Annotated in this window: 25 protein-coding genes; 7 read left to right on the top strand and 18 right to left on the bottom strand. The window is 57.6% G+C overall.

Annotated elements, in window-relative coordinates; genetic code table 11:
- Window positions 1-69: 69 nt before the first annotated feature.
- Window positions 70-807, bottom strand: coding sequence for an oxygen-insensitive NADPH nitroreductase (gene nfsA / locus F6Y09_RS03735; protein ID WP_152205554.1), 738 nt, complete (start codon window positions 805-807; stop codon window positions 70-72).
- Between the two features lie 29 nt (window positions 808-836).
- Entirely contained in the window at window positions 837-1,106 is a 270-nt protein-coding gene (locus tag F6Y09_RS03730; protein ID WP_152205553.1) for a hypothetical protein, read from the bottom strand.
- Window positions 1,107-1,269: 163 nt separating this feature from the next.
- Here F6Y09_RS03730 and F6Y09_RS03725 point away from each other — a divergent pair, with 163 nt between their 5' ends.
- On the top strand, window positions 1,270-1,830 hold the full coding sequence (locus F6Y09_RS03725; protein ID WP_152205552.1) for an LOG family protein: 561 nt from the start codon (window positions 1,270-1,272) through the stop codon (window positions 1,828-1,830).
- Here F6Y09_RS03725 and F6Y09_RS03720 read toward each other — a convergent pair.
- Window positions 1,827-2,543: a dienelactone hydrolase family protein gene (locus F6Y09_RS03720; RefSeq protein WP_152205551.1), complete on the bottom strand. Its 717-nt coding sequence runs from the start codon at window positions 2,541-2,543 to the stop codon at window positions 1,827-1,829. The two genes, F6Y09_RS03725 and F6Y09_RS03720, sit on opposite strands and share 4 nt — an antisense overlap.
- Before the next feature lie 273 nt (window positions 2,544-2,816).
- Between F6Y09_RS03720 and F6Y09_RS03715 the strand changes: the two genes are divergently transcribed.
- Together F6Y09_RS03715 and F6Y09_RS03710 are read left to right on the top strand one after the other, a co-directional pair.
- Window positions 2,817-3,023 (top strand): cold-shock protein, encoded by a 207-nt coding sequence (locus F6Y09_RS03715; RefSeq protein ID WP_027831301.1) that lies wholly within the window; start codon window positions 2,817-2,819, stop codon window positions 3,021-3,023.
- A gap of 171 nt (window positions 3,024-3,194) precedes the next feature.
- Window positions 3,195-3,890: a YciC family protein gene (locus tag F6Y09_RS03710; protein ID WP_152205550.1), complete on the top strand. Its 696-nt coding sequence runs from the start codon at window positions 3,195-3,197 to the stop codon at window positions 3,888-3,890.
- Window positions 3,891-3,920: 30 nt separating this feature from the next.
- On the opposite strand, the gene F6Y09_RS03705 is transcribed toward F6Y09_RS03710, so the two are convergent.
- The 12 genes from F6Y09_RS03705 to F6Y09_RS03650 all read right to left on the bottom strand — a co-directional run bounded on the left by F6Y09_RS03705 (window position 3,921) and on the right by F6Y09_RS03650 (window position 16,034).
- Window positions 3,921-4,964, bottom strand: a complete 1,044-nt coding sequence (locus F6Y09_RS03705) for a cyclase family protein (RefSeq protein ID WP_152205549.1) — start codon at window positions 4,962-4,964, stop codon at window positions 3,921-3,923.
- 105 nt (window positions 4,965-5,069) lie between these two features.
- Window positions 5,070-6,200 carry a zinc-dependent alcohol dehydrogenase family protein gene (locus F6Y09_RS03700; protein ID WP_152205548.1) on the bottom strand — a complete coding sequence of 377 codons (1,131 nt, stop codon included), beginning with the start codon at window positions 6,198-6,200 and terminating at the stop codon, window positions 5,070-5,072.
- Window positions 6,201-6,219: 19 nt separating this feature from the next.
- On the bottom strand, window positions 6,220-6,912 hold the full coding sequence (locus F6Y09_RS03695) for an ATP-binding cassette domain-containing protein (protein ID WP_152205547.1): 693 nt from the start codon (window positions 6,910-6,912) through the stop codon (window positions 6,220-6,222).
- 1 nt (window position 6,913) lies between these two features.
- Window positions 6,914-7,696 carry an ABC transporter ATP-binding protein gene (locus tag F6Y09_RS03690; RefSeq protein ID WP_152205546.1) on the bottom strand — a complete coding sequence of 261 codons (783 nt, stop codon included), beginning with the start codon at window positions 7,694-7,696 and terminating at the stop codon, window positions 6,914-6,916.
- Entirely contained in the window at window positions 7,693-8,634 is a 942-nt protein-coding gene (locus tag F6Y09_RS03685) for a branched-chain amino acid ABC transporter permease (protein ID WP_152205545.1), read from the bottom strand. The genes F6Y09_RS03690 and F6Y09_RS03685 overlap by 4 nt, the downstream gene beginning before the upstream one ends.
- Window positions 8,634-9,533 (bottom strand): branched-chain amino acid ABC transporter permease, encoded by a 900-nt coding sequence (locus F6Y09_RS03680; protein ID WP_152205544.1) that lies wholly within the window; start codon window positions 9,531-9,533, stop codon window positions 8,634-8,636. The genes F6Y09_RS03685 and F6Y09_RS03680 overlap by 1 nt, the downstream gene beginning before the upstream one ends.
- Before the next feature lie 63 nt (window positions 9,534-9,596).
- Window positions 9,597-10,919, bottom strand: a complete 1,323-nt coding sequence (locus F6Y09_RS03675; protein ID WP_152205543.1) for an ABC transporter substrate-binding protein — start codon at window positions 10,917-10,919, stop codon at window positions 9,597-9,599.
- Between the two features lie 275 nt (window positions 10,920-11,194).
- Window positions 11,195-12,028, bottom strand: coding sequence for an ABC transporter permease subunit (locus F6Y09_RS03670; RefSeq protein ID WP_152205542.1), 834 nt, complete (start codon window positions 12,026-12,028; stop codon window positions 11,195-11,197).
- Window positions 12,021-12,938, bottom strand: coding sequence for an ABC transporter permease subunit (locus F6Y09_RS03665; RefSeq protein WP_152205975.1), 918 nt, complete (start codon window positions 12,936-12,938; stop codon window positions 12,021-12,023). Before F6Y09_RS03665 ends, F6Y09_RS03670 begins: the two co-directional genes overlap by 8 nt.
- 18 nt (window positions 12,939-12,956) lie before the next feature.
- Window positions 12,957-14,039 (bottom strand): polyamine ABC transporter ATP-binding protein, encoded by a 1,083-nt coding sequence (gene potA / locus F6Y09_RS03660; RefSeq protein ID WP_152205541.1) that lies wholly within the window; start codon window positions 14,037-14,039, stop codon window positions 12,957-12,959.
- A 17-nt stretch (window positions 14,040-14,056) separates the two neighbouring features.
- Complete coding sequence (locus F6Y09_RS03655) at window positions 14,057-15,163, bottom strand: polyamine ABC transporter substrate-binding protein (RefSeq protein WP_152205540.1); 1,107 nt, start codon at window positions 15,161-15,163, stop codon at window positions 14,057-14,059.
- A gap of 58 nt (window positions 15,164-15,221) precedes the next feature.
- The gene (locus tag F6Y09_RS03650; protein WP_152205539.1) at window positions 15,222-16,034 is read right to left on the bottom strand and encodes a gamma-glutamyl-gamma-aminobutyrate hydrolase family protein; all 813 of its coding nucleotides are present in this window, start codon (window positions 16,032-16,034) and stop codon (window positions 15,222-15,224) included.
- 337 nt (window positions 16,035-16,371) lie between these two features.
- On the opposite strand from F6Y09_RS03650, the gene F6Y09_RS03645 reads away from it, so the two are divergent.
- Complete coding sequence (locus tag F6Y09_RS03645; protein ID WP_152205538.1) at window positions 16,372-17,736, top strand: glutamine synthetase family protein; 1,365 nt, start codon at window positions 16,372-16,374, stop codon at window positions 17,734-17,736.
- A 55-nt stretch (window positions 17,737-17,791) separates the two neighbouring features.
- Here the strand turns inward: F6Y09_RS03645 and F6Y09_RS03640 are convergent, their stop codons facing one another.
- A complete protein-coding gene (locus tag F6Y09_RS03640) occupies window positions 17,792-19,291 on the bottom strand; it encodes an aldehyde dehydrogenase (protein WP_152205537.1) in 1,500 nt (499 codons plus the stop codon).
- A 152-nt stretch (window positions 19,292-19,443) separates the two neighbouring features.
- Between F6Y09_RS03640 and F6Y09_RS03635 the strand changes: the two genes are divergently transcribed.
- Both F6Y09_RS03635 and F6Y09_RS03630 read left to right on the top strand, forming a co-directional pair.
- Window positions 19,444-20,727, top strand: a complete 1,284-nt coding sequence (locus F6Y09_RS03635; RefSeq protein WP_152205536.1) for an NAD(P)/FAD-dependent oxidoreductase — start codon at window positions 19,444-19,446, stop codon at window positions 20,725-20,727.
- Between the two features lie 88 nt (window positions 20,728-20,815).
- Window positions 20,816-22,036, top strand: a complete 1,221-nt coding sequence (locus F6Y09_RS03630) for an EAL and HDOD domain-containing protein (RefSeq protein WP_179959328.1) — start codon at window positions 20,816-20,818, stop codon at window positions 22,034-22,036.
- A gap of 73 nt (window positions 22,037-22,109) precedes the next feature.
- Here the strand turns inward: F6Y09_RS03630 and F6Y09_RS03625 are convergent, their stop codons facing one another.
- On the bottom strand, window positions 22,110-22,916 hold the full coding sequence (locus F6Y09_RS03625; RefSeq protein WP_152205534.1) for a TatD family hydrolase: 807 nt from the start codon (window positions 22,914-22,916) through the stop codon (window positions 22,110-22,112).
- A gap of 126 nt (window positions 22,917-23,042) precedes the next feature.
- Here F6Y09_RS03625 and F6Y09_RS03620 point away from each other — a divergent pair, with 126 nt between their 5' ends.
- A complete protein-coding gene (locus F6Y09_RS03620) occupies window positions 23,043-23,876 on the top strand; it encodes a polyphosphate kinase 2 family protein (protein WP_152205533.1) in 834 nt (277 codons plus the stop codon).
- 41 nt (window positions 23,877-23,917) lie between these two features.
- Here the strand turns inward: F6Y09_RS03620 and F6Y09_RS03615 are convergent, their stop codons facing one another.
- Window positions 23,918-24,631 (bottom strand): TetR/AcrR family transcriptional regulator, encoded by a 714-nt coding sequence (locus tag F6Y09_RS03615; protein WP_246180284.1) that lies wholly within the window; start codon window positions 24,629-24,631, stop codon window positions 23,918-23,920.
- Between the last annotated feature and the right edge of the window lie 8 nt (window positions 24,632-24,639).

The raw sequence follows: 24,639 nt of genomic DNA, 5'->3' as shown, positions 1-24,639 counted from the left end.
GTATTCGGTTATTACACCATAGCCAATGTGGATGGACCGCGGCCCACCACCATTCCGGCTGGTAATCCTTCATTTCATCTTGAAGCCCCTGGCCTCCAGGAACGCCTTCATGTGAGCGCGTATTTTGGTGGTGAACAGCGGCTTAAGCTGTTCTGACCAATTGGTTTCTTTTTTACCACCGGTGCGCTCCAGGTAGTAACTGCGCATGGTTTCGTCGAACTCGGCGACCAGAGCTTCGTCCTCGTCAGACCGGTAAACGTCCTCCTTGAGAATGGACGCCAGTGGCAGGCGGGGTTTGACTTCCGGATTCTGGTCGGGATAGCCGAGACACATACCGAAAACCGGGTACACGTGCTCCGGTAACTGAAGAATTTTACTGACCTCGGCGGGGTTATTGCGAATACCGCCGATATAACAAATTCCAAGGCCTTCAGATTCAGCTGCAATGGCAATATTCTGGGCTATCAGGGCGGTATCCACACTGGCCACCAGCAGGTGCTCCGTCATGCCGCGCACGACGTCTGCGCCGGCCCGTTCGGCGGCCTCGGTGGAGCGCTTCATGTCGGCGCAGAACACCAGAAAGTCTGAACTCTCAGCCACATAAGCCTGTCCCCCCGCCAGTTCCGCCAGCTTCGCGCGGTTTTCGGGGTTGACCACATGAATAATCGTGTAGGCCTGCACATGGCTGGACGTTGCAGCGCTCTGGCCGGCGCGGATCAGTTCTTCAAACAGCTCGCGAGGAATTTTCTGTTCTGTGAATTTCCGGATCGAGCGGTGGGACTTGAGTAGTTCGATAGTCGGGTTCATGGAGCCTCGTAAATTATGCGTAAGTGTGGTCACTGTTGTCTCTTCAGCCAGAGAATGATGGCCGCCGGTACATGTACTACGCCAAAGGCGTAGAGAAAGATAAACCAGGCGCCACCTTCCTCATTCTGGGTATACACCGAACCCATCGCCCAGCCGAAGGCGATAGCCACCGTCAGCAACAGGCCGTGCAGCAACAGGCGCTGGCTGGTCCTGGCGATCTGAAGGTGAATTCGCCAATGTGCAAAACCGGTGATCAGCAGCAGCGCAAGGATCATCAGCGCCCCCAAAAGGAATTTCACTGTTGGCTCCTTATATACGGTATCTCGGTGCAGAAGATTGTTGCTTCGCTGACAGAAGTCTACGCGATGTGATGAAGATCGTCTTTATCCCTTGGTCTATCGAGGCAATGCAAGACGATCCTGGTTTATCATAATACGATACCTATTGAACCGGGGGGCGGGCATGAAAATCGCAGTTTTTTGTGGTTCCAGGTCTGGTAACGATCCGATGTTTACGGACAAGGCACGGGAGCTCGGGGACTTCCTGGGCAGCCATGGGGTCGGGGTGGTTTTTGGCGGCGGCCATGTCGGTTTGATGGGCGTGGTTGCCGATGCGGCATTGGCCAGTGGGGGCAAGGTGTATGGGGTTATTCCGGAACACCTGCGGGACCGGGAGCTGGCCCATTCCGGGCTGACGGAACTGCACGTGGTCAAGAACATGCACCAGCGCAAAGCCAGGATGGCGGAACTGGCGGATGCCTTCGTGGCCTTGCCCGGAGGCATTGGCACCCTGGAGGAAATCTTCGAAGTCTGGACCTGGGCGCAGCTCGGTTTTCACCAGAAGCCCTGCGCTTTCTACAATGTGGCCGGCTTTTACGACTCCCTGCTTACCATGGTCAGAACCATGCAGGGTGCGGGCTTTTTGAGCCAGGAATATGTTGACATGCTGGTGGTCGAAAACACCCCTGGCGAGCTGCTGGACGGCCTCCGGAATTATCGGCCGCCCCAGGAAAAGTGGCATTAACCGAGCGTGTTATTTTCAAGGAAGCCCAATACCCGCCCGTGCGACAGCGCCGCCGCGTGACGCTGATAACTGCCACGAGCCCAGCAGTTGAAGCCGTGGTCGGCGCCCTCGTAGGTGTGAATGCTCGCATCCCTGCACCCGGTGAAGGCCTGCCGGGTCTGCTCGACGTGGTCAGTCGTGATGTGCTGGTCGTCTCCGGCGAAGTGAAACTGGATCGGCACCTTGAGGTTCTCGGCTTTGTCGAGGTGCTGAGCAATGCCGCCCGGGTAAAAGCAGGCGGCGCGGTCAACCCCGGCCTCTAACGCTGCCAGGTAGGCAAGAATGCCCCCCATGCAGTATCCGATGGCGGCAACTTCACCTTCACACTCGGGCCGCTGACGCAGTGCTTCGGTAGTGCTGGTCAAGTCTGTGACGGCAACCTGAAAGTCGATCTCATTGACCAGCCGGACCGCCTTCTGCATGTCGTCGCCCTCATAACCCAGTTCAACGCCGGGTTCCTGTCGCCAGAATATATCCGGGGCCAGCACCACATAGCCATCCATCGCATATTGCTCTGCTATTGCCCGGATGTGATGGTTAACCCCGAAGATCTCCTGAATCAGCAGGATGCCCGGACCTATGCCCGCTGGGGGCAGCGCGAGGTAGCCATTGAAGGTCTCGCCGTCATTGCTTGTGATATCGATCCATTGGGTGGTGACGGGGGGCTGGAACATACGTATCTCCTGGTCAGATGATGGATTACTGGCTGGGCTTCAAGAGGTTTTTGTAAATAAGGCTTGGCATTCCTCGGTACTTGACGTATTGTGACTGCCGTAGGAAAGATTTAGCAAAGCATTTCACGAATAAGACGCTTCTCTGTTGTTGTTTGATAGTAGTGTACCGTCCTGTTTTTGATTCCGCGTGTTTTCTGTTTCCGCACAACGCTGATCAGTCATCGTAACGATGGTCTGGCGGCACATTAAATAATCGATCTCAGGATTTTATATATGTCTACTACTACCGGTACTGTTAAGTTCTTCAACGAAGCAAAAGGCTTTGGCTTTATCACTCGCGAAAGCGGCCCAGACGTTTTTGTTCACTACAGCGCTATTCAAGGCGGCGGTTTCAAGACTCTGGCTGAAGGCCAGCAAGTCGACTTCACCGTTACCGAAGGCCAGAAAGGCCCGCAGGCGGAAAATGTTGTTGCTGTTTAAATAGCACGCAACACGTTCAAAAAAAGACAGCTTCGGCTGTCTTTTTTTGTGGGCGTCTTTTAGCCAGGCAGCTGTTGCCGCTGAAGTTTGCTGCCATGAGGTTCCTGCGGACGATGCATTTGAGACAGGGTCCGTTTATGATTCGGGCTTAATGTCTAAACAGGTTTTGCCATGCTCGGTAAGTCGTTGTCGGACAGTTGGTCGTTTTTCAGAATCCACGGGGTTGCGCTTGCAATGATCGTGCTTCCTGTCGTGGCGCCGATCGAGATACTGATATCCCTGTATCAGGCATTTGTGGTCAGCGATGAGGTTGTGCTGGCGGAGCAGGCCGTTCCGATGATTGTCAGCTTACTGGCCTATCCGGTGTATTCAGTGGCGGTTGTGTTCTACATAGCTTCGATTATTTCCGGCCAGCCCCGGACTACCAGCGAACTCTGGGCCCTGGGCCTCCGTTACTGGCAGCCGTTTATTATTCTGAGCCTGTTGGTGACCATTGCCGTGATGTTCGGATTGTTCCTGTTGATTCTGCCAGGGGTGATCATTGCGGTGCGAGTCGCTTTTGCTGAGTTCGAGCTGTTGCTGAATGACAGGACGCCGATGGATGCGATCAGGATCAGCTGGGAGGGTACGCGGGAGTATATGTGGGTAATACTGGGCGGGTACGCCGTTATCACCGCGGGCATCTATATTCCGCTGTATTTTCTGGGTGCTGCGTTTGATGAGACCAGCAGTGTTCACGGCCTCGTGACGACGTTCATCAATATTGCCTACCAGTTCCTGGCGGTCTTCTACACCGTATTCGCCTTTCGGGTGTATGACCTCTCACGTACAGAAGCCAGTCGCCCGACAGGCACCGATACGCCGTAAACCGGCGCATCGGGCTCTGTTTTGTCCGTACTACTTGATAGCGACCGGATTGACCGGTGACCCCGTGCCTTCCTCCATCTTTAGCGGCGCCGCTATTAGCATAAAGGTGTACTGACCGTCTTCGGCGCTGTCAGCGGCGAGGTCATCCAGCCACCAGATCTCGCTCAGTACCACGCCCATATCCCGCATCAGAGCACCGTGCAGAGGAATGATCATCTGCTCGCCGTCGACTTCCTGAACGACCTTTTCAATGGCAAGGTTGTCGGCAGCAATCATTGGAATTTCCATCTCGGCGATCCAGTCCAGCAGCTGATGGCTGTAACACAGGCCCGGCTCGCTCATGGCGGTCCATTCGGCATCGGGTTCGTCCTCATAGAAGCGGGGGATGGAGCCGGTACGAAGCACCAGAATATCCCGCTTCCTGATCTCGACATTCTGGGCCTCGGCGGTGTTAACCAGATCCTCCAGAGTGACACAGGAATTCGGCGCCAGGCGATGCTTGTCGCCCCCACCCGCGTGTCGGCCGACATCCAGCAATACCCCGCGTCCAACAATGCCTTTTTTGCCGATGGCAGCCACATCACCGTGAGCATGACCATGCACGGTGCTGTCAGCGCTCTTGCCACCGTAGACCTGATCGCCGTACCAGGCATGGGCGAGAGCATCCACGTGGGTAGTGCCCTGAAGGTACATGAACGCGACATCGTCCGAGAACTTGACGCCTCCGGCCAGTGCTTCGGATTTGCCTGAGGAGTAAATACTCTCATCCTGCGCCATGAAGTGCATGGTGGGTATCCGGCCCGGGAATACCGGCCCCTTGCCGTGAGTCATAGGGATCTGCAGGGTAAACGTTTTGCCGCTCTGGATTGCTTTGGCCGCCTGCAGAGCCTGCTCCTCACCCAACAGATTCAGGGCGCCAACCTCATCGTTCTCGCCCCATTTGCCCCAGTTGTTGGGCGCGTTTTTCTGTACCCGCTCCATACCGGTTTCAGCCAGTGCCGGCGCTGACAGCAGCAGGGCTGACCCGGCTAACAGCGCCGAAATGATGCATTTACAGTGGGTGTTAAGGACCATGGGGTTTCTCCTGTTGTCATTGTCGTTGTTGGAACAGTTCCGCACTCCGTGCGGGGATGGTGCCCTTAATAATCTTCAGTTGAATTCAATCTCCTTCAATCACTTTCAATCAAATTCGATCACCTGGCGAACGGCCTCGCCTGCAGCCAGACGTTCGAAGCCCTCGTTGATCTGGTCCAGGGTCAGGGTATGGGTCAATAGTTTGTCCACCGGCAACTTGCCCTGCTGGAACAGCGACACATAGCGGGCGACATCCCGCACCGGCACACAGCTGCCTACATAGCTGCCCTTGAGGGTGCGCTCCTCTGCCACCAGGCTGACCTGTTGAATCGCCACTTTTTTATCGGGGTGCGCGAGCCCGCCGGTCACCGTGGTGCCGCCGCGACGGGTGATCAGATACGCCAACTCCAGGGCTTTTTCCGAGCCCGCCATTTCAATGGCGCAGTCAACGCCGCCGTTGGTGAGGGCTTTGATCTTCTCAACACAGTCCGCGTCCTTGCTATTGAAAGCGTGGGAGGCCCCCAACTCCTTGGCCAGCGCCAGCTTGCTGTCATCCAGATCAATCGCCAGGACGTCACTGGCGCCTGCCACCAGGGCGCCGAGCACACTGTTCAGACCGACGCCGCCGAGCCCGATCACGGCGACGGTTTGTCCTGCCTTGATGTTCGCCGAGTTTATCACCGCGCCGACGCCGGTCAGCACCGCACAGCCAAACAGGGCGGCGTGATGGAAAGGCAAGGCGGGGTCAATCCTGACCAGGGAATCCCGGGACACCACTGCATGGTCGGCGAATGCCGAGACCCCCAGGTGATGGTTCACCGGCGTACCGTCCGCGCGATGCAGGCGGTGGGCGCCGCTCACCAGGGTGCCGGCGTTATTGGTCTTGGCGGCCGGTTCACACAACGCAGGCCGACCTTCGGCGCAGGGCGAGCAATGACCGCAGCTGGGCACGAACACCGCCACCACGTGATCGCCTTCTTTGAGGTCACGTATGCCGCTGCCCACCGCCTTGACGATGCCGGCGGCTTCGTGGCCAAGAGCCATGGGTACCGGCCGCGGACGATTGCCGTCAATCACTGACAGGTCTGAATGGCAAAGCCCGGCGGCCTTGATCTGGACCAGGACCTCGTTATCGCCCGGTGGGTCCAGTTCCAGCTCTTCAATAACCAGGGGGCGGGTGTCCTGGAATGGCCGCTTCGCGCCAATCGACTGTAAAACTGCTGCATGAATCTTCATCTCGATTCTCCCGGGTTGCTCAGGCAGAGTGGGCATCCTGAATGGATGCGGACGGATCTTTGTGGGGGCCGGCGGTCACTTCACCGCGTTCGATGCGCCAGGTACTGTCTACCAGTTCAGCCGAATGGATGTCATCGGATTCGGCGATCAGAACCGTCAGGCCCTCGCCTCGCAAGTCCCCGATGACCGATGACAACCGCTGTGCCAGCACCGGCGCTACCCCTTCGAAGGGCTCATCCAGCAGGATCAGCTGACGTCCTGGCATTAATGCCCGGCCCAGGGCCACCAGTTTTTGCTGGCCGCCGGACAACTGCAGCGCCTTGCGCTCGCCAAAGTCCGCGATTTCCGGCATCAGGGAATAAATCCACTGCAGGCGTTTTTCGCCATCCTTGAGGCCGTTGGCCCAGGCTGGCATCAGCATGTTTTCGGTAACCGTCAGCTCCGGAATCAAACGGCGGTCCTCCGGCATGTAGCTGATCCCGAGCTTTGCCCGATGATGAGAGGCCTTTTTGGCCAGTTCCTCGCCCTTGAACTTGATGGAGCCAGAGCTGGCAGGAAGCAGGCCCATAATGGCCCGGATAAGCGTGGTTTTACCGGCACCGTTATGGCCAATCAGACCGGCCATCTTGCCGGTGGCGATCTCCATATTCACCTGCCGCAATATACCGATGCGCTCGATCGAGACGTCCAGATCAACAATCTTAAGGCTCATATCAGGCGCCCCCTTCTTGGGTTTCGATGTTTTTCCCCCGGCGTTTGCCGGTCACCAGCTCCTGGACCTTGGCGTCGGCCAGCACTTCTTCCACCGGGCCATCCTTGATCACAACGCCGCTGGCAAAGGCCAGTACCCGGGTAACGTACTTCTGCACAATCTCCATGTCATGCTCTACAAAGAGTACCGTCAGGCCACGCCGTTTCACCACCTCCATCACAGTATCCATGAGAGTGTGCTTCTCCTCGGTGCTAACCCCGCTGGTAGGTTCGTCCAGTAACAGCATGCGCGGGTTGGCGAGCATGGCAATGGCGATGTCCAGCAGCTTGCGTGCGCCCTGGGGCATGGCGGTGACCATCTCCTCGCGATACTGGGTGATGCCCATTTGCGTCAGAATTTCATCCGCCGCCGCTATCCGCTCCGGGGTGCGGACCGGTCGCATCATCTCCAGGTGTCGCGACTCCGACGCCGACAGCGCCATCGACAGGTTGTCCAGCACCGACAATTCCAGGAACAGCTGCGGAATCTGGAATGAACGCGACAGCCCCTTGCGCATCAGTTTGCGCGGGCCCAGACCTTTGATCGGGCTGCCATCAAACGCGATGGTGCCAGCCGATGGGGGCAGGTAACCGGTCACCATATTGATGAAGGTAGTCTTGCCGGCTCCGTTGGAGCCAATGACGCCGACGATTTCACCCTCGGTAATGGTGACGTTGATATCTTCCGCCGCGACCACAGCGCCAAAGTATCTGGACAAGCCCTCCGTTCTGAGAATCTCGGTCATGATGCGACCCTCCGCTTACGGGTGAACAGGCTCCAGATACCCTTGGGCAGGAACAGGATGATCATCAGCAAGACAATGCCGAGAATCATCTGCCAGGAGTTGGGGAACAGCTCAACCGCGTAGGTTCTGACCATGATAAAAATCATCGCTGCTATGAACGATGCCGCCACATGGCCGGTGCCGCCCAACAGGGCAATGAACACAAACTCACCGGAGATCGTCCAGTACGCCATGGTGGGGTCGACATGACCGGCGGCCAACGAGGTTAGGGAACCGCCAACGGAACCGATGGCGGCTGCGATAACGTAATTGATGTAGAGAATCTGGCGCCGGGACATGCCCATGTATTCGACCCGGACCTCATTCTCGCGAATTGCTTCGCAGGCGAGGCCCATGGAGGACCCGAAATAGCGGTTGAGAAACAACGCCACTGCAAGGCCGACACCCGTTGCCAGCCAAAGCACGGTCCGGCTGCCCTTGCCACCCTCGGGATCGAACCACAGCAGGGTCCAGTCCCCAACACCGAAACCATCGGTGCTCCCCAGGTTGTGGCTTTTTACCAGAATGCCGTAAAGGATCATCGAAAACGCCAGGGTGAGCATGGCAAAGAAGATTTCCCGATAGCGGGTCAGCAGCAAACCCAGCACCATAGCGAGTGCGACGGTAACGACGACGCCCATGCCGATCAGCAACAGGGCGTCGGTGACGCCGAGGAAGCGGCCACCCATACCCACCGCATAACCGCCGATGCAGTAATAAAGACCCTGGCCGAAGGACACCAGCCCGGCCCGCATCAGCATGACGACACCCAGCACCACCAAGGCACTGGCAATGGCGAGGGTGGTGGTGAACGCTAGCCAGTCCGGAATCACAAACGACAGCAGCCCGATGGCTAGGGCGGCGGCAACCAACATAATCTCTGATTTTTGCAGACCCATCAGATTTTCCTCGCTACGGCCTGACCGAACAGTCCATGGGGCCGGAAGATAAGCACTGCGGCCATCACGGCATAGACAATGAACAATTCCAGTTCGGGCATGGTGTGTATGGAGATGGCACGGGCCAGGCCCACAATCAGGGCGCCAATGGCAGCACCGGTGATGCTACCCAGGCCGCCGGTGACCACCACCGCAAAGGCGACGACAATCACTTCCACGCCCACCCCTGGAACCACGGAAATAATGGGCGCGGTAACGCCGCCGGCAATGGCCCCCAGGGCCGCGCCAATCATAAAGGTGATGGTGAACATCCGCCGCACATTGACGCCCATGGCTTCGGACACTTCGCGGTCATGGATTATGGAGCGCAGAATTTTGCCGATCTTGGTGCGCTCCAGCCAGAACCAGAGCGCCAGGCCGACCGCAACCGAAACCCCGACCACCATCAGTTGATAGCCGGAAACGGTGAGTACACCGATATTGAATCGTCCCATCGCCGCATACGGCTGATAGGCGAAGTAGGGCGTGGTTCCCCAGATAATTTTCATGACGTCTTCGAGAACCAGCAGCATGGCAAAGGTCACGATCAGCATCAGCACCTCGTCACGGCCGTACATCAGCCGCAACACACCGCGTTCCATGATCAGCCCGGCCAGCGCGCCGATCGCTATCGCGCACACCGCGATCAGAGTCAGCGCTATCCAGAGCTGGTCGCCGCCGCCATTGTAATACCAGCCGATGGCAGAGGCGGCGGCATAGGCCCCCAAGGCATAGAGGCTGCCATGAGCCATATTCAGAATTCGCATTACGCCATATATAACGGTCAGGCCCGCAGCTACCAGAAACAGCCACGAGGCGTAGATAAGCCCGTCAATAAGAATCGCCCAGACGGTTAACATCTGTGTGTACTCCTGTTATCGGTAATACCGGCAACCCGAAGGTTGCCGGACCGGGTCAACGGATCAGTTGCAGTCGGCTCCGGGGAAGCCTGCCTTGATCCATTCCTGAGCGTTCTGACCGTCAGGTGGAGATACACATGCGCCTTTGTAGGACCGGACATTCCGCAATTCCGGACCGGTCTCATCAGAGTAGTGATATTCGCCGTAAAGCATCGGCTGCAGGGCCTGGTGGCCACCAGCCAGCCCCATGTCGACGGTACCGCTGACGGACTCAAACGAGGCACCCTTGAGTGCTTCAGCGAGTTGCTCGCTGGTGGGAACCCCTTCGGCGCCGGAGTTGTCAGCCGCGTATTTCAGACCGAGCAGGGCCTGGGCCATCTTGGAGGCCGGGTAGCTTGGCGGTGTGCCGTGTTCCTCTTCATAGGCTTTGGAGAACCATTCACTCAGCTCGTTCTCGGGCATAAACCCGCCGAACGGGCCACGACCACCCAGAATGGTGCCGTTGGGAGCCTGATCCTTGAACCGGTGCAGGCCCGACTCACCGGTGGTCAGAATGGCCGTTGCCTGGTCAAGTAACCCGCGAACGTTGGCCTGGGCCACAAAGGCCTCCATATCACCACCCCACATACTGGAATGGATGATGTCGGGGCGGCTGGTTTGCAACGCAGAAATCTCGGTGCCATAGCTGCCCTGGAATATCTGTGGCGTCTGATTATCGACAATCTCCACATCCGGCATCAGCTGTTCCATGGAGAGCGTGAAGTCGAGCCAGGAGTCCTGGCCCCAGGCGTAGTTTTGCTGGATGCCTGCCAGTCGTTTGGCATCGGATTTGGCGTCGTTGAGATAATGGGCGGCGCCGACATTGTCAGCGACTGCGTCCAGCCCGGTGCGGAACAGGTAGGTGGGGTTATCCACTTCGTCGAACAGCCGTGGTGTGCCGCAATCGAAAGCGATGGTAAAGGTCTTCATTTCTTCCGCGACCGGGCCGACCGCAAGGCAGTCACCGCTTGAGATATAGCCGATGACGGCGTTGACGTTCTGGCGTTGGACCAGATTACGGTACTCTTCCACCTGTTTGGTGGGCCCGCCCGCCTCATCAATGACTACCGATTCCAGTTGCAAACCGTTGACCCCGGCAGTGTCGTAGGGTGCCGGCAGCTCGCCGGCATTAATGGCCCTGATGACTGTTTCAGCGGCCTGGGCGGCGGGCACGCCGAACGGTCCGGAGGCGCCGCCGGACAGGAAGGTGACCAGACCGACCTTAAAGGTGTCCTCGGCATGCGCGGCCTGACCGAAGCCGATGACACCGGCAGACACCAGTGCGACGGAGGTGGCGGTGCTGAGCAGCGTACGCCGCAAGCCTGCCTGTGGTGTGGGATGTCCCATTGTGTTCTCCTTGATTGTTGTTGTGCGAAATGGCCGGCGGAGCGCTCAACCATCGGATTCACCGCGTCGCTTCTCGACGAGAGCGGATGACGGTTTCTGGGATGTATTTAAATAATAGACTAAAGCAAATGCGGGGCCAGCTCCGGAGAGGCGTCTATCCGGGGTTTAGGGAGAGTATGACTATCGGAATGAGCGGATACCGCTCATGATTGCTCGGAAGATGAGCGAAAACCGCTCGCTTTGGTTTTTTAAGCCGGAGTCCTGGTTTCAGATTCTTATGACGACTCAGGCAGCGGTTGTCGCCGCTTTTCTTCGCTGCGCTGCACCAGATACCAGGCAATGAACGCCACAATGGATACTGTCACGATGATGATGGTAGCCAGGGCGTTGATCTTCGGTGAGACGCCCAGCCGTACGGAAGAGAACACTACCATTGGCAAGGTTGTGGCACCGGGACCCGAGACGAAACTGGCAATGACCAGGTCATCCAGGGAAAGGGTAAAGGCCAGCAGCCACCCCGATACCAGCGCCGGCGCGATCATCGGGATGGTGATAATGAAGAATGTTTTCAAAGGTGTGGCGCCCAGATCCATGGCGGCTTCTTCAATGGAGCGGTCCACTTCCCGCAGCCGGGCTGACACCACCACCGCCACATAGGCGCTGCAGAAGGTGGTGTGGGCAATCCAGATGGTAGCCATGCCGCGGTCCTGAGGCCAGCCGATCAGTTGCGCCATCTGCACGAACAGCAGCAACAACGACAGCCCTGTAATCACCTCCGGCATCACCAGCGGCGCAGTAATCATGCTCGAAAGCATGGTTCGGCCCCGAAAGTGCTGGAACCGGGTCATCACAAACGATGCGAGGGTGCCGATACAGACCGCCATGGAGGCGGAGTAGAAGGCAATTCTCAGGCTCATCCACACCGCCGACAGCAACTGCTGATCCTGCAGCAGCGCACCATACCACTCGGTGGAAAAACCGGCCCACACCGATACCAGCCGGGAAGCGTTGAACGAATAGACGACGAGGACGAACATCGGCAAATAGAGAAACAGCAGGCCGATTACCAGCACCACCCGGGAGAAACTGACGCTTTTCGCCCTAACCATTTTTTTCCAGCTCCCGGGCCTGATAGCGGTGGAACAGGATAATCGGGATCAGCAGCAGCCCCAGCATAACGATGGCGAGGGCCGAAGCCACTGGCCAGTCCCGGTTGTTGAAGAATTCCTCCCAAAGCACCTTGCCGATCATCAGGGTGTCAGGGCCGCCAAGAAGTTCCGGAATCACAAACTCGCCCACCGCCGGAATGAATACCAACATTGAACCCGCTATGATGCCGCCTTTGGACAGCGGAAGGGTGATGGTCCAAAAGGTATTCAGGGGCCGTGAACCCAGGTCCGAAGCTGCCTCCAGCAGCCGGGTGTCGAGCTTAACCAGATTGGCGTAGATCGGCAGAATCATGAATGGCAGGTAGGCGTACACAATGCCAAGGATGACCGCAAAGTTGGTGTTGAGCATCCTGAGCGGGGCATCAATCAGGCCGAGCCAGAGCAGTAGGTTGTTGAGCAGGCCCTGGTTGCCGAGGATGCCCATCCAGGCATACACCCGAATCAGAAACGAGGTCCAGGACGGCATCATGATTAACAGCAGTAACACCAGCTGCAACTGCACCGGCGCCCGAGCGGTGGCGTAGGCCATGGGATAGCCAATCAGCAGGCAGCAGAGGGTGGCGATAAAGGCGATCTTGATCGAGCCCCAATAAGCCGCCACATACAGACTGTCGGATATCAGGAACAGGTAATTGCCGAAATTGAGCACCACCGAGAAGGTGTCATCAATATAGTTGAAAACCGGCTCGTAGGGCGGGATCGCCATGACCGCAGACGAGAAACTGATCTTCAGTACCAGGCCGAACGGCAGTAGAAAGAACAGCAACAGCCAGATGAACGGCACGCCGAAGACAGTCGAGCGACTGGCCAGTACCCGCCGGACCAGGCTTTTAGTTGGCCCTGGTTTCATCGGTTGGGGTTCCATGTGTCAGTTCCAGAGTACGATGGGACTGGCGGCATCCCAGGCGATAAACACCTTGTCGCCCCAGGTCGGGCGTTCGGCACGCCGTTCACTATTTACCATGCTGGTCTGAACCCGTTTACCGCTGGCAAGCTCGACGTAATAGGTGGAGACCCCGCCCAGATACGCTATATCCTGAACCGTGCCGGCGCTCCAGTTGAACTCGTCGGCCGGTTTGTCGTGGCTGATCAGGATTTTCTCCGGCCGCAAGGCAATCAGGGTCTGGGTGGTTTCGGCCGGCGTGGTGACGCCCCTGTCTATAAAGACCCTGGCGTCCAGATCCGTCGAGTCGAGAGTGAGGCTGTCGACCTCATCCGACAGAATGGTGGATTCAAAGATATTCACCGAGCCAATGAATTCCGCCGTCAGACGGCTGTTGGGACTTTCATAGATATCCACCGGTGAGCCGATCTGAACAATGCGACCGCTGGACATGATGGCGATACGCCCCGCCATGGTCATGGCTTCCTCCTGATCGTGGGTAACCATCAGGCAGGTCACGCCCACCTTCTCGAGGATATCCACGACTTCCAGCTGCATTTCGGTGCGCAGCTTCTTGTCCAGGGCGCCCATGGGCTCGTCGAGAAGCAATAATTTGGGCCGTTTCGCCAGCGAGCGAGCCAGGGCGACCCGCTGTTGCTGGCCACCGGATAATTGCGCGGGCCTTCGCCTGGCGTAGGGCTCCATCTTGACCAGCTTGAGCATGTCCGCCACCCGCTGGCGAATTTCCTGGCGCGGCAGTTTGTCCTGTTTCAGCCCCATGGCGATGTTCTGCTCCACGGACATGTGCGGAAACAACGCGTAGGACTGGAACATCATGTTGGTGGGCCGCTCATAGGGCGGCAGGTCGGTGATGTCCTGCCCATCCAGAATGATTCGGCCCTGGTCAGGCTTCTCGAAGCCGGCGAGGGCGCGCAGCAGGGTGGATTTGCCGGATCCGGAACCACCCAACAGGGCAAAAATTTCACCTTTCTGGATGGTCAGGCTGACATCGTCTACCGCCAGCAGGCCATTGTAGGATTTACTGACGCCCTGGATTTGGAGCAACATGTTGTTGTCCCGGGCCACTAACGACCGGACTTCACGTTAGTCCAGGTGCGTGTCACCAGACGCTGGGTTGCCATTGGACGACCCTCCATGATGTAAAGTTTTTGCATCACCTCATCGGACGGATAGATGGATTTGTCCGCCAGGATTTCGGGGTCTACAAATGGGTCGGCAGCCTTGTTAGGGTTGGCGTACCAGACGTAGTTGGTAACGTCGGCAATGATTTCCGGCTTCATCAGGAAGTTCATCAGGGCATGAGCGTTTTCGACGTTGGGCGCGCCCTGGGGGATGGTCATCATGTCAAACCACAGCGCAGCGCCTTCTTTCGGAATGGTGTATTTTATGACGTTGCCATTTCCCGCTTCTTCCGCGCGCGCAGCGGCTTGCAGCAGGTCGCCGGAATAACCCGCCGCCACGCAGATGTCACCATTGGCCAGGTCTGCAATATAGCGGGAGGAATGGAAATAAGTGATGTCTGGGCGCACCGACTTGATTACCTCGGCGGCCTTGGCAATATCCGCGTCGTCGTTACTGTTGGGGTTCAGACCCAGATAAGCCATGGCGGCCCGCAACATTTCCTCGCCGGAATCCAGCATGCTGATACCACAGCCGCCCTCTGCGAGCTTGCCGGTAACTGCCGGGTCGAAGATCAGGGCCCAGGAATCGGTCGGGGCATCTTCACCCAGAATTTCCTTAATACGACCCTCATTGAAGCCATAGCCGTTGGTGCCCCAGAGATAGGGAATGGAATAGGCACTGCCGGCATCGACCGATTCGAGTTCGTCCATCAGATCCGGGTTCAGGTTCACCCGGTTAGGCAATTTGCTGTGGTCCAGCGGTACGAACGCATTCGCAGAAATCTGCTTGGTGACGTAGTGGTTCGAGGGGACAACCAGATCATATCCGGAACGTCCTGACAGCAGTGCGGCTTCCAGAATCTCGTTGCTGTCGTAGACATCGTAGATCACCTCGATGCCGGTTTCAGCGGTGAACTTCGCCAGGGTATCCTCGGCGATGTAATCGGACCAGTTGTAAACACGGACTTCCTCAGCGGCATACACCGAGGTAACGCCCATAACCAGTGCGACAGAGACAGCAATCGCGGTTTTTTCACACAATTTGATCATGTTGAAACCTCACAGTGGGTTTGGAATGCCAAAAAACCGATTTCGTTGGGGTGCCTGTTCAATTTGGATGGGTCCGTTCCCTTCGGCGCGCCAGGCAAGCCTCGCCGAAGGATTCAAGAAGTGCGCGGTAAAACGGGAATTCATTGGCGGACACCCCTGGCTGCCACTGCCATTCAGGATGCCATTGCACCGCCAGGGCAAAGCTTCGGGCGTTGGCGATGGAAAAGGCTTCCACCAGGCCGTCCTCCGCCGTGGCTTCGACCACCAGGCCCGGGGCAAGGTCCTTGATGCCCTGTTCGTGGAGAGAATTTACCGGCACGGTGTCAGACGCCGGCCAGATGCCCGCCAGTACGCCGCCCTTGGCGATCCGGACGAGGTGACCCTGGCGGTATTGTTCATCGAGGGGAAGTTCTTTGTCTTCCCGGTGTTCCTGATACTGGCCGGTTTCATGCAACTTCTGGTGCAGGGTGCCACCGAACGCCACGTTCATTTCCTGAAAACCCCGACACAGCCCCAGTATGGGCACTCCGGCGGCAATCGCCGCCCGGATCAGCGGCAGTGTAGTGGCGTCGCGGCGGGGGTCATGCAGGGTGTCCGGAGCACTGGGCAGACCCTGGTAATGATGAGGCTCGATATTGGAGGGGGAGCCGGTCAGCAGGAGGCCGTCGAGGGCATTCACCAACTGGTCAGGGGGTAAGGCATCTCCCAGGGCGGGAATCACCAGCGGAATGCCGCCAGCCCCTTCGCTCACCGCCCGGACGTATTTCTCGCCAACAGCAAAAGCCGGATGACGTCCCGGTACTTGCTGGCTGCAGGCACTGACACCAATTAGTGGCCGAGTGGGGCTGTCAGGATCAAGGGCTTGGGGCATACCAAATATTTACTCCAGCAAAGCATTATGGTCCGGATAACCCGATACAAACTTCTGCTATTATTACTGAAGGAGTTTCTGAATAGCTTCTGGATAAATTCTGGCTTTCAGAGGCTCCTTTCCCACCATTGAAAACAAGCAATATTTAGCACCAAGTTTCGCTCTGCGCCAGGGATTTTTTAGCGGCTGATCCGGTGGTTGCAGGTTTTGGTTGCAAAGGCTCCTTGAAAGCCGGATAAAGAGCGCTCAAGGCTCGGTGAAACGGCGTTTTGGTAAGATCCTGTGGACCATTAACACAGGCAAATAGTGCACTTAGTGACTGTATAAGGTTTCTGTTATGAGCTCCGGTTCTGCGAACGCCAAAGCGTTTCTTCAGGCACACCCCGAGTTGCAGTTTGTCGACTTGCTGATCCCCGATATGAACGGCATCGTTCGCGGCAAGCGGGTGGATCCCTCAGCTTTGCTGAAAGTGTTCGACAAAGGTATCGCGTTGCCTGCTTCCATCTTCGGTATGAATATCCAGGGCACCACCGTGGAAGAAACCGGGCTGGGTCTGGATATTGGCGAAGCTGACCGGGTCTGCCTGCCCATTGCCGGCTCGCTCACTATGGAGCCCTGGCAGAAACGACCGACCGGGCAGTTGCTGCTGACCATGTACGAACTCGATCGCAAGACGCCGTTTTTTGCCGATCCACGGGTGGTGTTGCAGAACATTGTCAGGCGTTTTGACGAGCTGGGCCTGACGCCAGTGGCGGCGTTTGAACTGGAATTCTACCTGATTGACCAGGAGAACCTGTCCGGCCGGCCGCAGCCTCCGAAATCACCCATGTCGGGCAAACGTCCGGCGGGGGTGCAGGCCTATTCCATCGATGACCTGGACGAGTACGCTGAGTTTCTGGCCGATGTGCTGGACGCCGCCCGTGAACAGGACCTCCCTGCGGATGCGCTGGTCGCGGAATCCGCGCCGGGCCAGTTTGAGGTCAATCTGCACTATGTGGCTGACGCGGTGCAGTCCTGTGATCACGCCACGCTGCTAAAGCGCCTGATCAAGAACATGGCTTACGACCATGAGATGGATACCACGTTCATGGCCAAGCCTTATCACAACCAGGCCGGCAGTGGCATGCATCTGCATGTCAGCCTGATCGACAGTGACGGCAAGAACGTGTTCGCGGGCGACGCCAACGCACCTGATGACCTTCTGCGCTGGGCCATAGGCGGGTTGGCTGAGACCATGAACGACTCGATGGCGATGTTCTGCCCCAACATTAACTCCTACCGACGCTTCAGCCCGGAGTACTATGTTTCCAGTGCGCCTACCTGGGGTGTGGATAATCGCACCGCCGCGTTGCGCCTGCCGGGGGGCGATCCGGACGCGTTACGCATCGAACACCGGGTGGCGGGCGCCGATGCCAATCCCTACCTGGTCATGGCAGCAGTGCTGGCGGGTATCCATTACGGCATCTCCAACCGGATTGAGCCACCCCCGATGACGGTCGGCAACGCCCATGAACAGCATGATGCCTCGCTGGTTAATAACCTGCGGGATGCCCTGCGCGGGCTGACCCAGTCACCGGTGATGAACGATTATCTGGGCACCCGGTTCCTGGATGTGTTCGCCGCCTGCAAGGAACATGAACTCACCGAGTTCGAGAGGACCATCTCCGATCTGGAATATCTCTGGTACCTGCATACTGTCTGATCCTCCCACCCCGCCGCAATAGCCTGTTTGAACCGCACTAGTGCGGTGGCGGGAATTATTCCAGCACCAGCCAGGTGGCTTTCAGTTCGGTGTATTTGTCGAACGCATGCAGCGATTTGTCGCGGCCATTGCCTGATTGCTTGAAACCGCCAAAAGGCGCCGTCATATCGCCGCCGTCGTAGTGGTTGATCCAGACACTGCCTGCCCGCAGTGCTTTGGCGGTTTTCATCGCGGTGTTGATATCGGATGTCCAGACCGCCGCGGCCAGGCCATAGATGGAGTCGTTGGCGATGGCGATGGCTTCTTCGGCAGTGGTAAAACCGATCACCGACAATACCGGCCCGAAAATTTCCTCCGAGGCAATGCGCATGCGGTTGCTGACGCCATCAAATACCGTCGGCTGCACAAACAGCCCGCCGGTCTCCTGCATGACTTGCTGGCCGCCTTCCACCAGCCTGGCGCCTTCGCTCTGACCAATCCCGATATAGTCAATAATACGGTCCAGTTGTTGCTGATCGACAATAGCCCCGGACATGGTTGCCGGGTCCAGCGGGTGGCCGGGTTTCCACGCCTTCAGAGCTTCGCCGACCATGCCGACAAAACGCTCGCGAATGCTTTCTTCCACCAACAGCCGGGTGCCAGCAGTGCAGACCTCACCCTGGTTGTAGGCAATGGCACTGGCAGCTTCGGCCGCAGCCTTTGCCAGGTTGGGGGCATCGGAGAAGACAATATTGGGGCTCTTGCCACCCGCTTCCAGCCAGACCCGCTTCATGTTCGATTGACCAGCATAAATCATCAGTTGTTTGGCCACGGCGGTAGAGCCGGTAAATACCAGACAGTCCACGTCCATATGCAGGGCCAGAGCCTTGCCAACTGTGTGGCCGTAGCCCGGCAACACGTTGAACACCCCGGCTGGAATGCCAGCCTCCGCTGCCAGGGCGGCGAAGCGGATGGCGGTCAGAGGGGATTTCTCCGAAGGTTTCAGGATCACGGAATTACCGGTGGCCAGGGCCGGGGCAATTTTCCAGGCCGCCATGATCATCGGGAAGTTCCAGGGCACAATGGCTGCAACCACACCAATCGGCTCCCGGGAAATCATACCGACCTGGTTATGAGGCGTGGTCGCCAGCTCACCGTAGACCTTATCAATGGCTTCAGCGGTCCAGTTGATGGCTCGGGCGGCAGCAGGCACATCCCCGTTCAGGGCATTGCTGATGGGTTTGCCCATGTCGAGACATTCCAGCAGGGCGAGTTCATCCCTATGCTCGAGTATCAGCTCGGCAAAACGCAGCAGCACTTGCTTACGCTGGACCGGAGCCAACTGGCTCCATTTGCCCGATTCGAATACCTGCCTGGCGGCAGTCACTGCCAACTCGGCATCCGCCAGATCACAACTGGCCACTTCAGCCAGACCCCGGCCATCTACAGGGCTGATGCAGGTAAAGGTTTCGCCGCTGATGGCGGGTTGCAAGCGGCCATTGATATAGGCCTGACCGTTAATGGTGAGGCTGGCGGCGAGCTGCTGCCACTGTTGCTGGGTGCGGGGTGTCGACATGGTGGCCTCGGGTTAATTTCTGACCGCTGAATCATAGCAACAACTACGCATAAGAGTGCATAAGAACGCAGCTTCCCAGATTCTTTTCGCTGACATAGACTGGGCATCTTTTCCGTACCTCCGATCAACGCCACACCTACAGCAAGATCACCATGACCCAGACTGCTCCGGTTCCCTCCTTCTATGCAGCGTCAGCCAACACTGCCCCTGAGCGTCCTGCCTTGCAGGGTCCTGCCGAGGCGGACGTGTGTGTGATTGGCGCCGGCTTCACAGGGCTCTCCACTGCATTGTTTCTGGCAGAAGGTGGGTTCCGGGTGATTGTGCTGGAAGCGGTTACCGTGGGTTGGGGTGCCTCTGGTCGCAACGGCGGGCAAATTGTTAACAGCTACAGCCGTGACCTGGATGCCATTGAAAAGCAGACCAGCCCGGGCCACCTCAAACTGCTGGCGGATATGGCTTTTGAAGGTGGTCAGATAATCCGTCAGCGCGTGGCGCAATACGGGATAAAATGTGACCTTAAAGACGGCGGTATTTTTGCAGCGATAACACCCGGGCAGCAGGGCCACCTGGCGTCACAGGAAAAACTCTGGCGTCGCTTTGGCTATGATCAGCTGGAACTGCTGGACAAGGCTGCCATTCGCCAGCGCATCGGCACGGACCGCTATGTTGGAGGCGCGCTGGATCATACCGGGGGGCATATTCACCCGTTGAACCTGGCGTTGGGCGAAGCCGCAGCATTTGAATCATTGGGTGGGGTGATTCATGAACATTCCCAAGTCGTCGCCGTCAACCCAGGCGAGCCGGCGGAAGTCGTTACAGATCATGGTAGGGTCAGGGCCCGATTTGTGGTGGTAGCAGGCAATGCCTATCTAGGCGGGCTGATCCCACAGTTGGGAGCCAAATCCATGCCCTGTGGCTCCCAGATCATTGCTACCGAGCCGCTGGACGCCGAGCTGGCAAAACGCCTGCTGCCGGAAGATGACTGTGTAGAGGACTGCAATTACCTGCTGGATTATTACCGGTTGTCCGGCGACAAGAGGCTGATCTACGGCGGTGGCGTGGTTTATGGTGCCCGGGATCCTGACAACATCGAACGGCTGATTCGCCCCAACATGCTGAAAACCTTCCCGGAGCTGGCCGCTGTGAAAATTGACTACAGCTGGACCGGGAATTTCCTGCTCACTCTGTCCCGGTTACCGCAACTGGGCCGCCTGGATAACAATATTTTCTACTCCCAGGGCTGCTCCGGTCACGGAGTCACCTTCACCCATGTCGCGGGCAAATCTCTGGCTCTCGCTATTCAAGGCCAGACTGACCGTTTCGATGCCTTTGCCAGTCTTCCCCATTATCCGTTTCCCGGCGGCCGCTTGTTCCGGGTGCCGTTTACCGCGCTTGGCGCCTGGTATTATGGTTTGCGTGACCGGCTGGGGATTTGATCTGGCGTCCCTTGCCTTTCAACTGTTAATCTTCGCTACAGTTAGCGGGCCCCAGCGTGCGGGATCATATAATCAATCTGGATGGTTAATGGAAAAATCAACGCTGTTAGCGTCCCAGCCTATCTACGACCGGGAAGACCGGATTGAAGCAGTAGAGTTGCTTTACCGCAACGACGCCGGTGAAAGTGCGTTGAGCGTGGGAGAGTACCGTGCGACCAGCGAGCTGCTGTTTAATTTGTGCACCGGCGTTATCGACCAGGCCGACCACTACAAGTGTGATGTCTATATCAATGTCTCGGCGGATTTCCTGCTCTCGGGTGCCTTCCTGCCCGTTGATCCAAGTCGTGTCGTCATTGAGCTGGTCGAACGTATCACGCCTACGCCGGAGTTAATCCGTTCAGTCCATGAGTGGCACGAGAAGGGCTTCCGGTTTGCGCTTGACGATTTTGACTTCACTGAAGCCTGGCGGCCGCTGCTGGATTATGCCTCGGTGGTTAAAGTTGATCTGTCGCAGTTCACCGAAGACGTTATTGTTCATGAACGCTCCAGATTGCAGGGTTACCCGGTGCGCTGGCTGGCGGAGCGGGTTGAGGAGGAAGCCCAGCGGGACCGGTTCATGGAGCTCGGGTTCGACCTGTTCCAGGGCTATTTTATGGCGCGCCCCAAGCTTATTTCCGGCCGCAAGCTCGACCCTGCCGGTTGGCAGCTGGTTCGGGTGGTGTCACTTTTGTATCAGGACGAGCCGGATTTTGACGAGCTCACAGAGGTGCTGTCTGCTGACCCCAACCTGTCTATCAGCCTGATCAAGATCGTCAACAGCCCGTTTTACCGGTCACAGGCTACGATCTCCTCAATCCGTGAAGTTATTGTCCGTCTCGGCATTGATCACTTGCGGCAGTGGTCAACACTGATCGGCGCTCTCAATGCCAGCTCCACCGAGCAAGCCCGCCTGGTCCTGGTAAGGGCCAGCGCCTGTCAGGCATTGGCAAAACGCATGAAGAACCAACAGATCGAGCCCTCGACGGCGTTTCTTACCGGCCTGCTCTCCGGAGTGGACATAATGATGGGTATCGAGCCCGCGATGTTTTTGCAGGAGATCAAAGTGGACGAGGCCGTTCAGCAGGCCATCACAGACCACCAGGGACCGTTGGGCAAGCTGTTAAAACTGGTGGTGGATATCGAACAGGCCGTCGCCCTGAAGCGGGGCCTCGACCGTTTCGATTACCGCATGTTGATGCTGTACGGTCAGTCCGCACGGGAGGTGCAGGCGCAGCTGCGAGAAATCGGCGGGCCAAGAGCCAGGAGTTGAGACAGTAGATTACAGGGTCACGTCCCGATGCCTGGCCTCAAAACCTTCCGGAAACCCTATCCCCACTTGGCTCCTAGCCGCCGAAAAACACGCGCAGGCTGTTCTGGTAGGTGGTCTTTACCACTTCATCGAGGGGCAATTCCTTTACTTCGGCGACTTTTTCCGCCACAAACGGAATATAGAACGGTGCGTTTTCCCGGCCCCGGTAAGGCGCCGGCGTCAGGAACGGTGAGTCGGTCTCCAGCAGCAGTTGTTCAATGGGCGTCATGCGGATGATGTCCCGCACGTTCTCCGCCTTGTTGAAGGTGGAGATACCGTTGAAGCCGAGACACCAGCCCTGGTCGAGGGCATAGCGGGCCAGACCGGGGCCGGAGGTGAAACTGTGTATCACACCGCGGCGCTTGAGAGTGCCTTCGAATTCGCTGAGGATCTCGATGGTGTCGTCATCGGCGTCGCGGCTGTGGATCACCACCGGGCGGTCAGTATCACAGGCGATCTGGAGTTGCCGGCGGAACACGTTCCGTTGCACATTGCGATCGGCGTTGTCGTAAAAATAATCCAGCCCGATTTCGCCTACGGCGACCATTTTTTCATCGCCGACGTGGGCGCGAATTTCCGCCTCGGCTTCATCGGTGTAGCTTTCGGCGTCATGGGGGTGCACACCTTGCGTGCCGTAAACCCAGGGCGCCGACTGTGCCAGTTCACGTACGGCGCCAAGGTTCTTTGGCGACACCGCGATGGTGATGATGCGCTCGATATTCACCCGCCGGGCTTCGGCCAGGGTGTCCTCGAGGGGGCGGTCTTTCAGGTAGTCGAGATGGCAATGGGTTTCGATGATGGGGTGATCGAAGACCGGAATCTCGCGTCGTTTCGTGCTCATGGTTAACCGTGTTGTCGCTGAAGTGTTGCTGATGTTTTCAATCGTTGTAGTCTACAGTTTCTGAAGGGATACCCCAATGCTTTAGGGCAGGGTGCCCACCCCGGACCTGATCAGCGGGAGTGCCGAATGACCGACCAAGTCAGTATGCAGCCATGGCTTTACCAGCCCGACCAGCCTCGGCTATCCGATTATGCCAGTGATATCAGTGATGATGACGCCCTGGTGCCGCTGGAAACCAGCCTGGAGGATATTGGTGAGTACCAGCGACGGCTCTGGGCTAATGGCAAGAAGGCGGTGTTATTAATCGTGCATGGCCTTGATGCCAGCGGCAAAGACAGCCTGATTCGCACGCTTGCCACCTATATGGATCCGGCCGGATTTCATGCCTGGTCCTTCGGTCGCCCGACCGGAGCTGAAACCCGGCACGATTTTCTCTGGCGAGTGGTACCGTTGCTGCCGGCCTTTGGTGAGGTAGTCGCGTTTAACCGCAGTCACCACGAGGCCGTTATTGCCGAGCGCCTGTGGCCGGTGCATGAGCCTGAACGCTATGACTGGGAGGTTCGCTATGGGTCTATCCGCGCGTTCGAGCAGCATCTGGTCGAAGAGGGCACGGTGATCATCAAGTGTTGGCTGAAACTCTCGGCAGAAGAGCACCGGCGCCGGTTGATCAAACGCCTGGACAAACCCCGTAAACGCTGGAAATTTGACCCGTCAGACATCGATGGATGGCAAAAACGTGATGAATATACTCGCTATGCCGAGCAGTCAATGGCCGCCACCCATACCCCGGAAGCACCATGGCTGATTATCCCGGCTGACCGCAAGCCGGTGGCCCGGGCCCTGGTGGCGGCGGTGCTGGCGGAGCGTTTGCGGGCAATGGCACCGGAGTATCCGAGCGAGGATGAATCGGTTCTGAAGGCTTATCGGAAGTTATTGACGGCTAGTGCCCCGTCTGGCTAATTCGCAGTAGATTAACGAATTAGCCAGACGGGACACTGATCCTAGGCGAAGTCTCGGGCCAGATACCGTTCAAGAAGCTCCCGCACCGTAGCGGCGTATTGCTCGACGCTGATGTCATTGTCCCGGTATTTTCGGCGCTTCAGGTACCAGTCCTGCAGCAGAGCCTTGATCATGGCGGACAAAATGCGGGTCTCAATGGGGCGGAATGCGCCCTCTTTTACGCCATCTTCGAGTATTTCGTGGAAAATATCGTCAATTTCCTGTTCAATCGCGATGGCGTCCTTTTTCTCGTCGGCCGGCAGGCTTTTGACTTCCATAAACGAGAAGTAGAACCAGGCCCGCATCAGCTCGCTCAGGTATAAATGTGCCTTTACCGCTGCAAACAGGCGCCGGTGAGGGTCGGTTTCAGGTGCGATAAAGTCCAGCAGGGTGCGACGGGTCAGAATGAAGCCGTGGCCCTGTATCAAGTGAATCAGGTCATCCTTGTTTTTGATGTAGGCATAGAGGCCACCCATACTGAGGCCCGAATCCGCGCACAAATCCCGCAGGGTCATGGCCCGGAAGCCTTTGGAGTTGGCGAGTTTGAGGGTGGAGTCGATGATCCGCACCAGATTGCGCACGGCAACGGTTTCCTTCTTGATGCGGATCATCGCCTGGTTTTGCCGGTATAACTCACGGCAGATATCATCCTTGGAAACACTTACCTTGACTCTGAAGGCATCGTAGTCCGTTACCGCCGTGTTCATCACCGTCATGTTGTCTC

The organism is Marinobacter changyiensis, assembly GCF_009193265.1.
Lineage (GTDB): Bacteria > Pseudomonadota > Gammaproteobacteria > Pseudomonadales > Oleiphilaceae > Marinobacter > Marinobacter changyiensis.
Note: the sequence above shows the minus strand (reverse complement) of the source record. Positions and strands in the feature narration are given on the sequence as shown.

Coding starts and splice junctions, on each gene's coding strand:
- F6Y09_RS03655 (WP_152205540.1), bottom strand. CDS start 15,163: ATGATCAAATTGTGTGAAAAAACCGCGATTGCTGTCTCTGTCGCACTG.
- F6Y09_RS03710 (WP_152205550.1), top strand. CDS start 3,195: ATGCTCGGTAAGTCGTTGTCGGACAGTTGGTCGTTTTTCAGAATCCAC.
- F6Y09_RS03685 (WP_152205545.1), bottom strand. CDS start 8,634: ATGGGTCTGCAAAAATCAGAGATTATGTTGGTTGCCGCCGCCCTAGCC.
- F6Y09_RS03675 (WP_152205543.1), bottom strand. CDS start 10,919: ATGGGACATCCCACACCACAGGCAGGCTTGCGGCGTACGCTGCTCAGC.
- F6Y09_RS03615 (WP_246180284.1), bottom strand. CDS start 24,631: ATGACGGTGATGAACACGGCGGTAACGGACTACGATGCCTTCAGAGTC.
- F6Y09_RS03640 (WP_152205537.1), bottom strand. CDS start 19,291: ATGTCGACACCCCGCACCCAGCAACAGTGGCAGCAGCTCGCCGCCAGC.
- F6Y09_RS03725 (WP_152205552.1), top strand. CDS start 1,270: ATGAAAATCGCAGTTTTTTGTGGTTCCAGGTCTGGTAACGATCCGATG.
- F6Y09_RS03720 (WP_152205551.1), bottom strand. CDS start 2,543: ATGTTCCAGCCCCCCGTCACCACCCAATGGATCGATATCACAAGCAAT.
- F6Y09_RS03695 (WP_152205547.1), bottom strand. CDS start 6,912: ATGAGCCTTAAGATTGTTGATCTGGACGTCTCGATCGAGCGCATCGGT.
- F6Y09_RS03700 (WP_152205548.1), bottom strand. CDS start 6,200: ATGAAGATTCATGCAGCAGTTTTACAGTCGATTGGCGCGAAGCGGCCA.
- F6Y09_RS03680 (WP_152205544.1), bottom strand. CDS start 9,533: ATGTTAACCGTCTGGGCGATTCTTATTGACGGGCTTATCTACGCCTCG.
- F6Y09_RS03630 (WP_179959328.1), top strand. CDS start 20,816: ATGGAAAAATCAACGCTGTTAGCGTCCCAGCCTATCTACGACCGGGAA.
- F6Y09_RS03635 (WP_152205536.1), top strand. CDS start 19,444: ATGACCCAGACTGCTCCGGTTCCCTCCTTCTATGCAGCGTCAGCCAAC.
- F6Y09_RS03705 (WP_152205549.1), bottom strand. CDS start 4,964: ATGGTCCTTAACACCCACTGTAAATGCATCATTTCGGCGCTGTTAGCC.
- nfsA (WP_152205554.1), bottom strand. CDS start 807: ATGAACCCGACTATCGAACTACTCAAGTCCCACCGCTCGATCCGGAAA.
- F6Y09_RS03620 (WP_152205533.1), top strand. CDS start 23,043: ATGACCGACCAAGTCAGTATGCAGCCATGGCTTTACCAGCCCGACCAG.
- F6Y09_RS03665 (WP_152205975.1), bottom strand. CDS start 12,938: ATGAAACCAGGGCCAACTAAAAGCCTGGTCCGGCGGGTACTGGCCAGT.
- F6Y09_RS03645 (WP_152205538.1), top strand. CDS start 16,372: ATGAGCTCCGGTTCTGCGAACGCCAAAGCGTTTCTTCAGGCACACCCC.
- F6Y09_RS03715 (WP_027831301.1), top strand. CDS start 2,817: ATGTCTACTACTACCGGTACTGTTAAGTTCTTCAACGAAGCAAAAGGC.
- potA (WP_152205541.1), bottom strand. CDS start 14,039: ATGTTGCTCCAAATCCAGGGCGTCAGTAAATCCTACAATGGCCTGCTG.
- F6Y09_RS03650 (WP_152205539.1), bottom strand. CDS start 16,034: ATGCCCCAAGCCCTTGATCCTGACAGCCCCACTCGGCCACTAATTGGT.
- F6Y09_RS03625 (WP_152205534.1), bottom strand. CDS start 22,916: ATGAGCACGAAACGACGCGAGATTCCGGTCTTCGATCACCCCATCATC.
- F6Y09_RS03690 (WP_152205546.1), bottom strand. CDS start 7,696: ATGACCGAGATTCTCAGAACGGAGGGCTTGTCCAGATACTTTGGCGCT.
- F6Y09_RS03670 (WP_152205542.1), bottom strand. CDS start 12,028: ATGGTTAGGGCGAAAAGCGTCAGTTTCTCCCGGGTGGTGCTGGTAATC.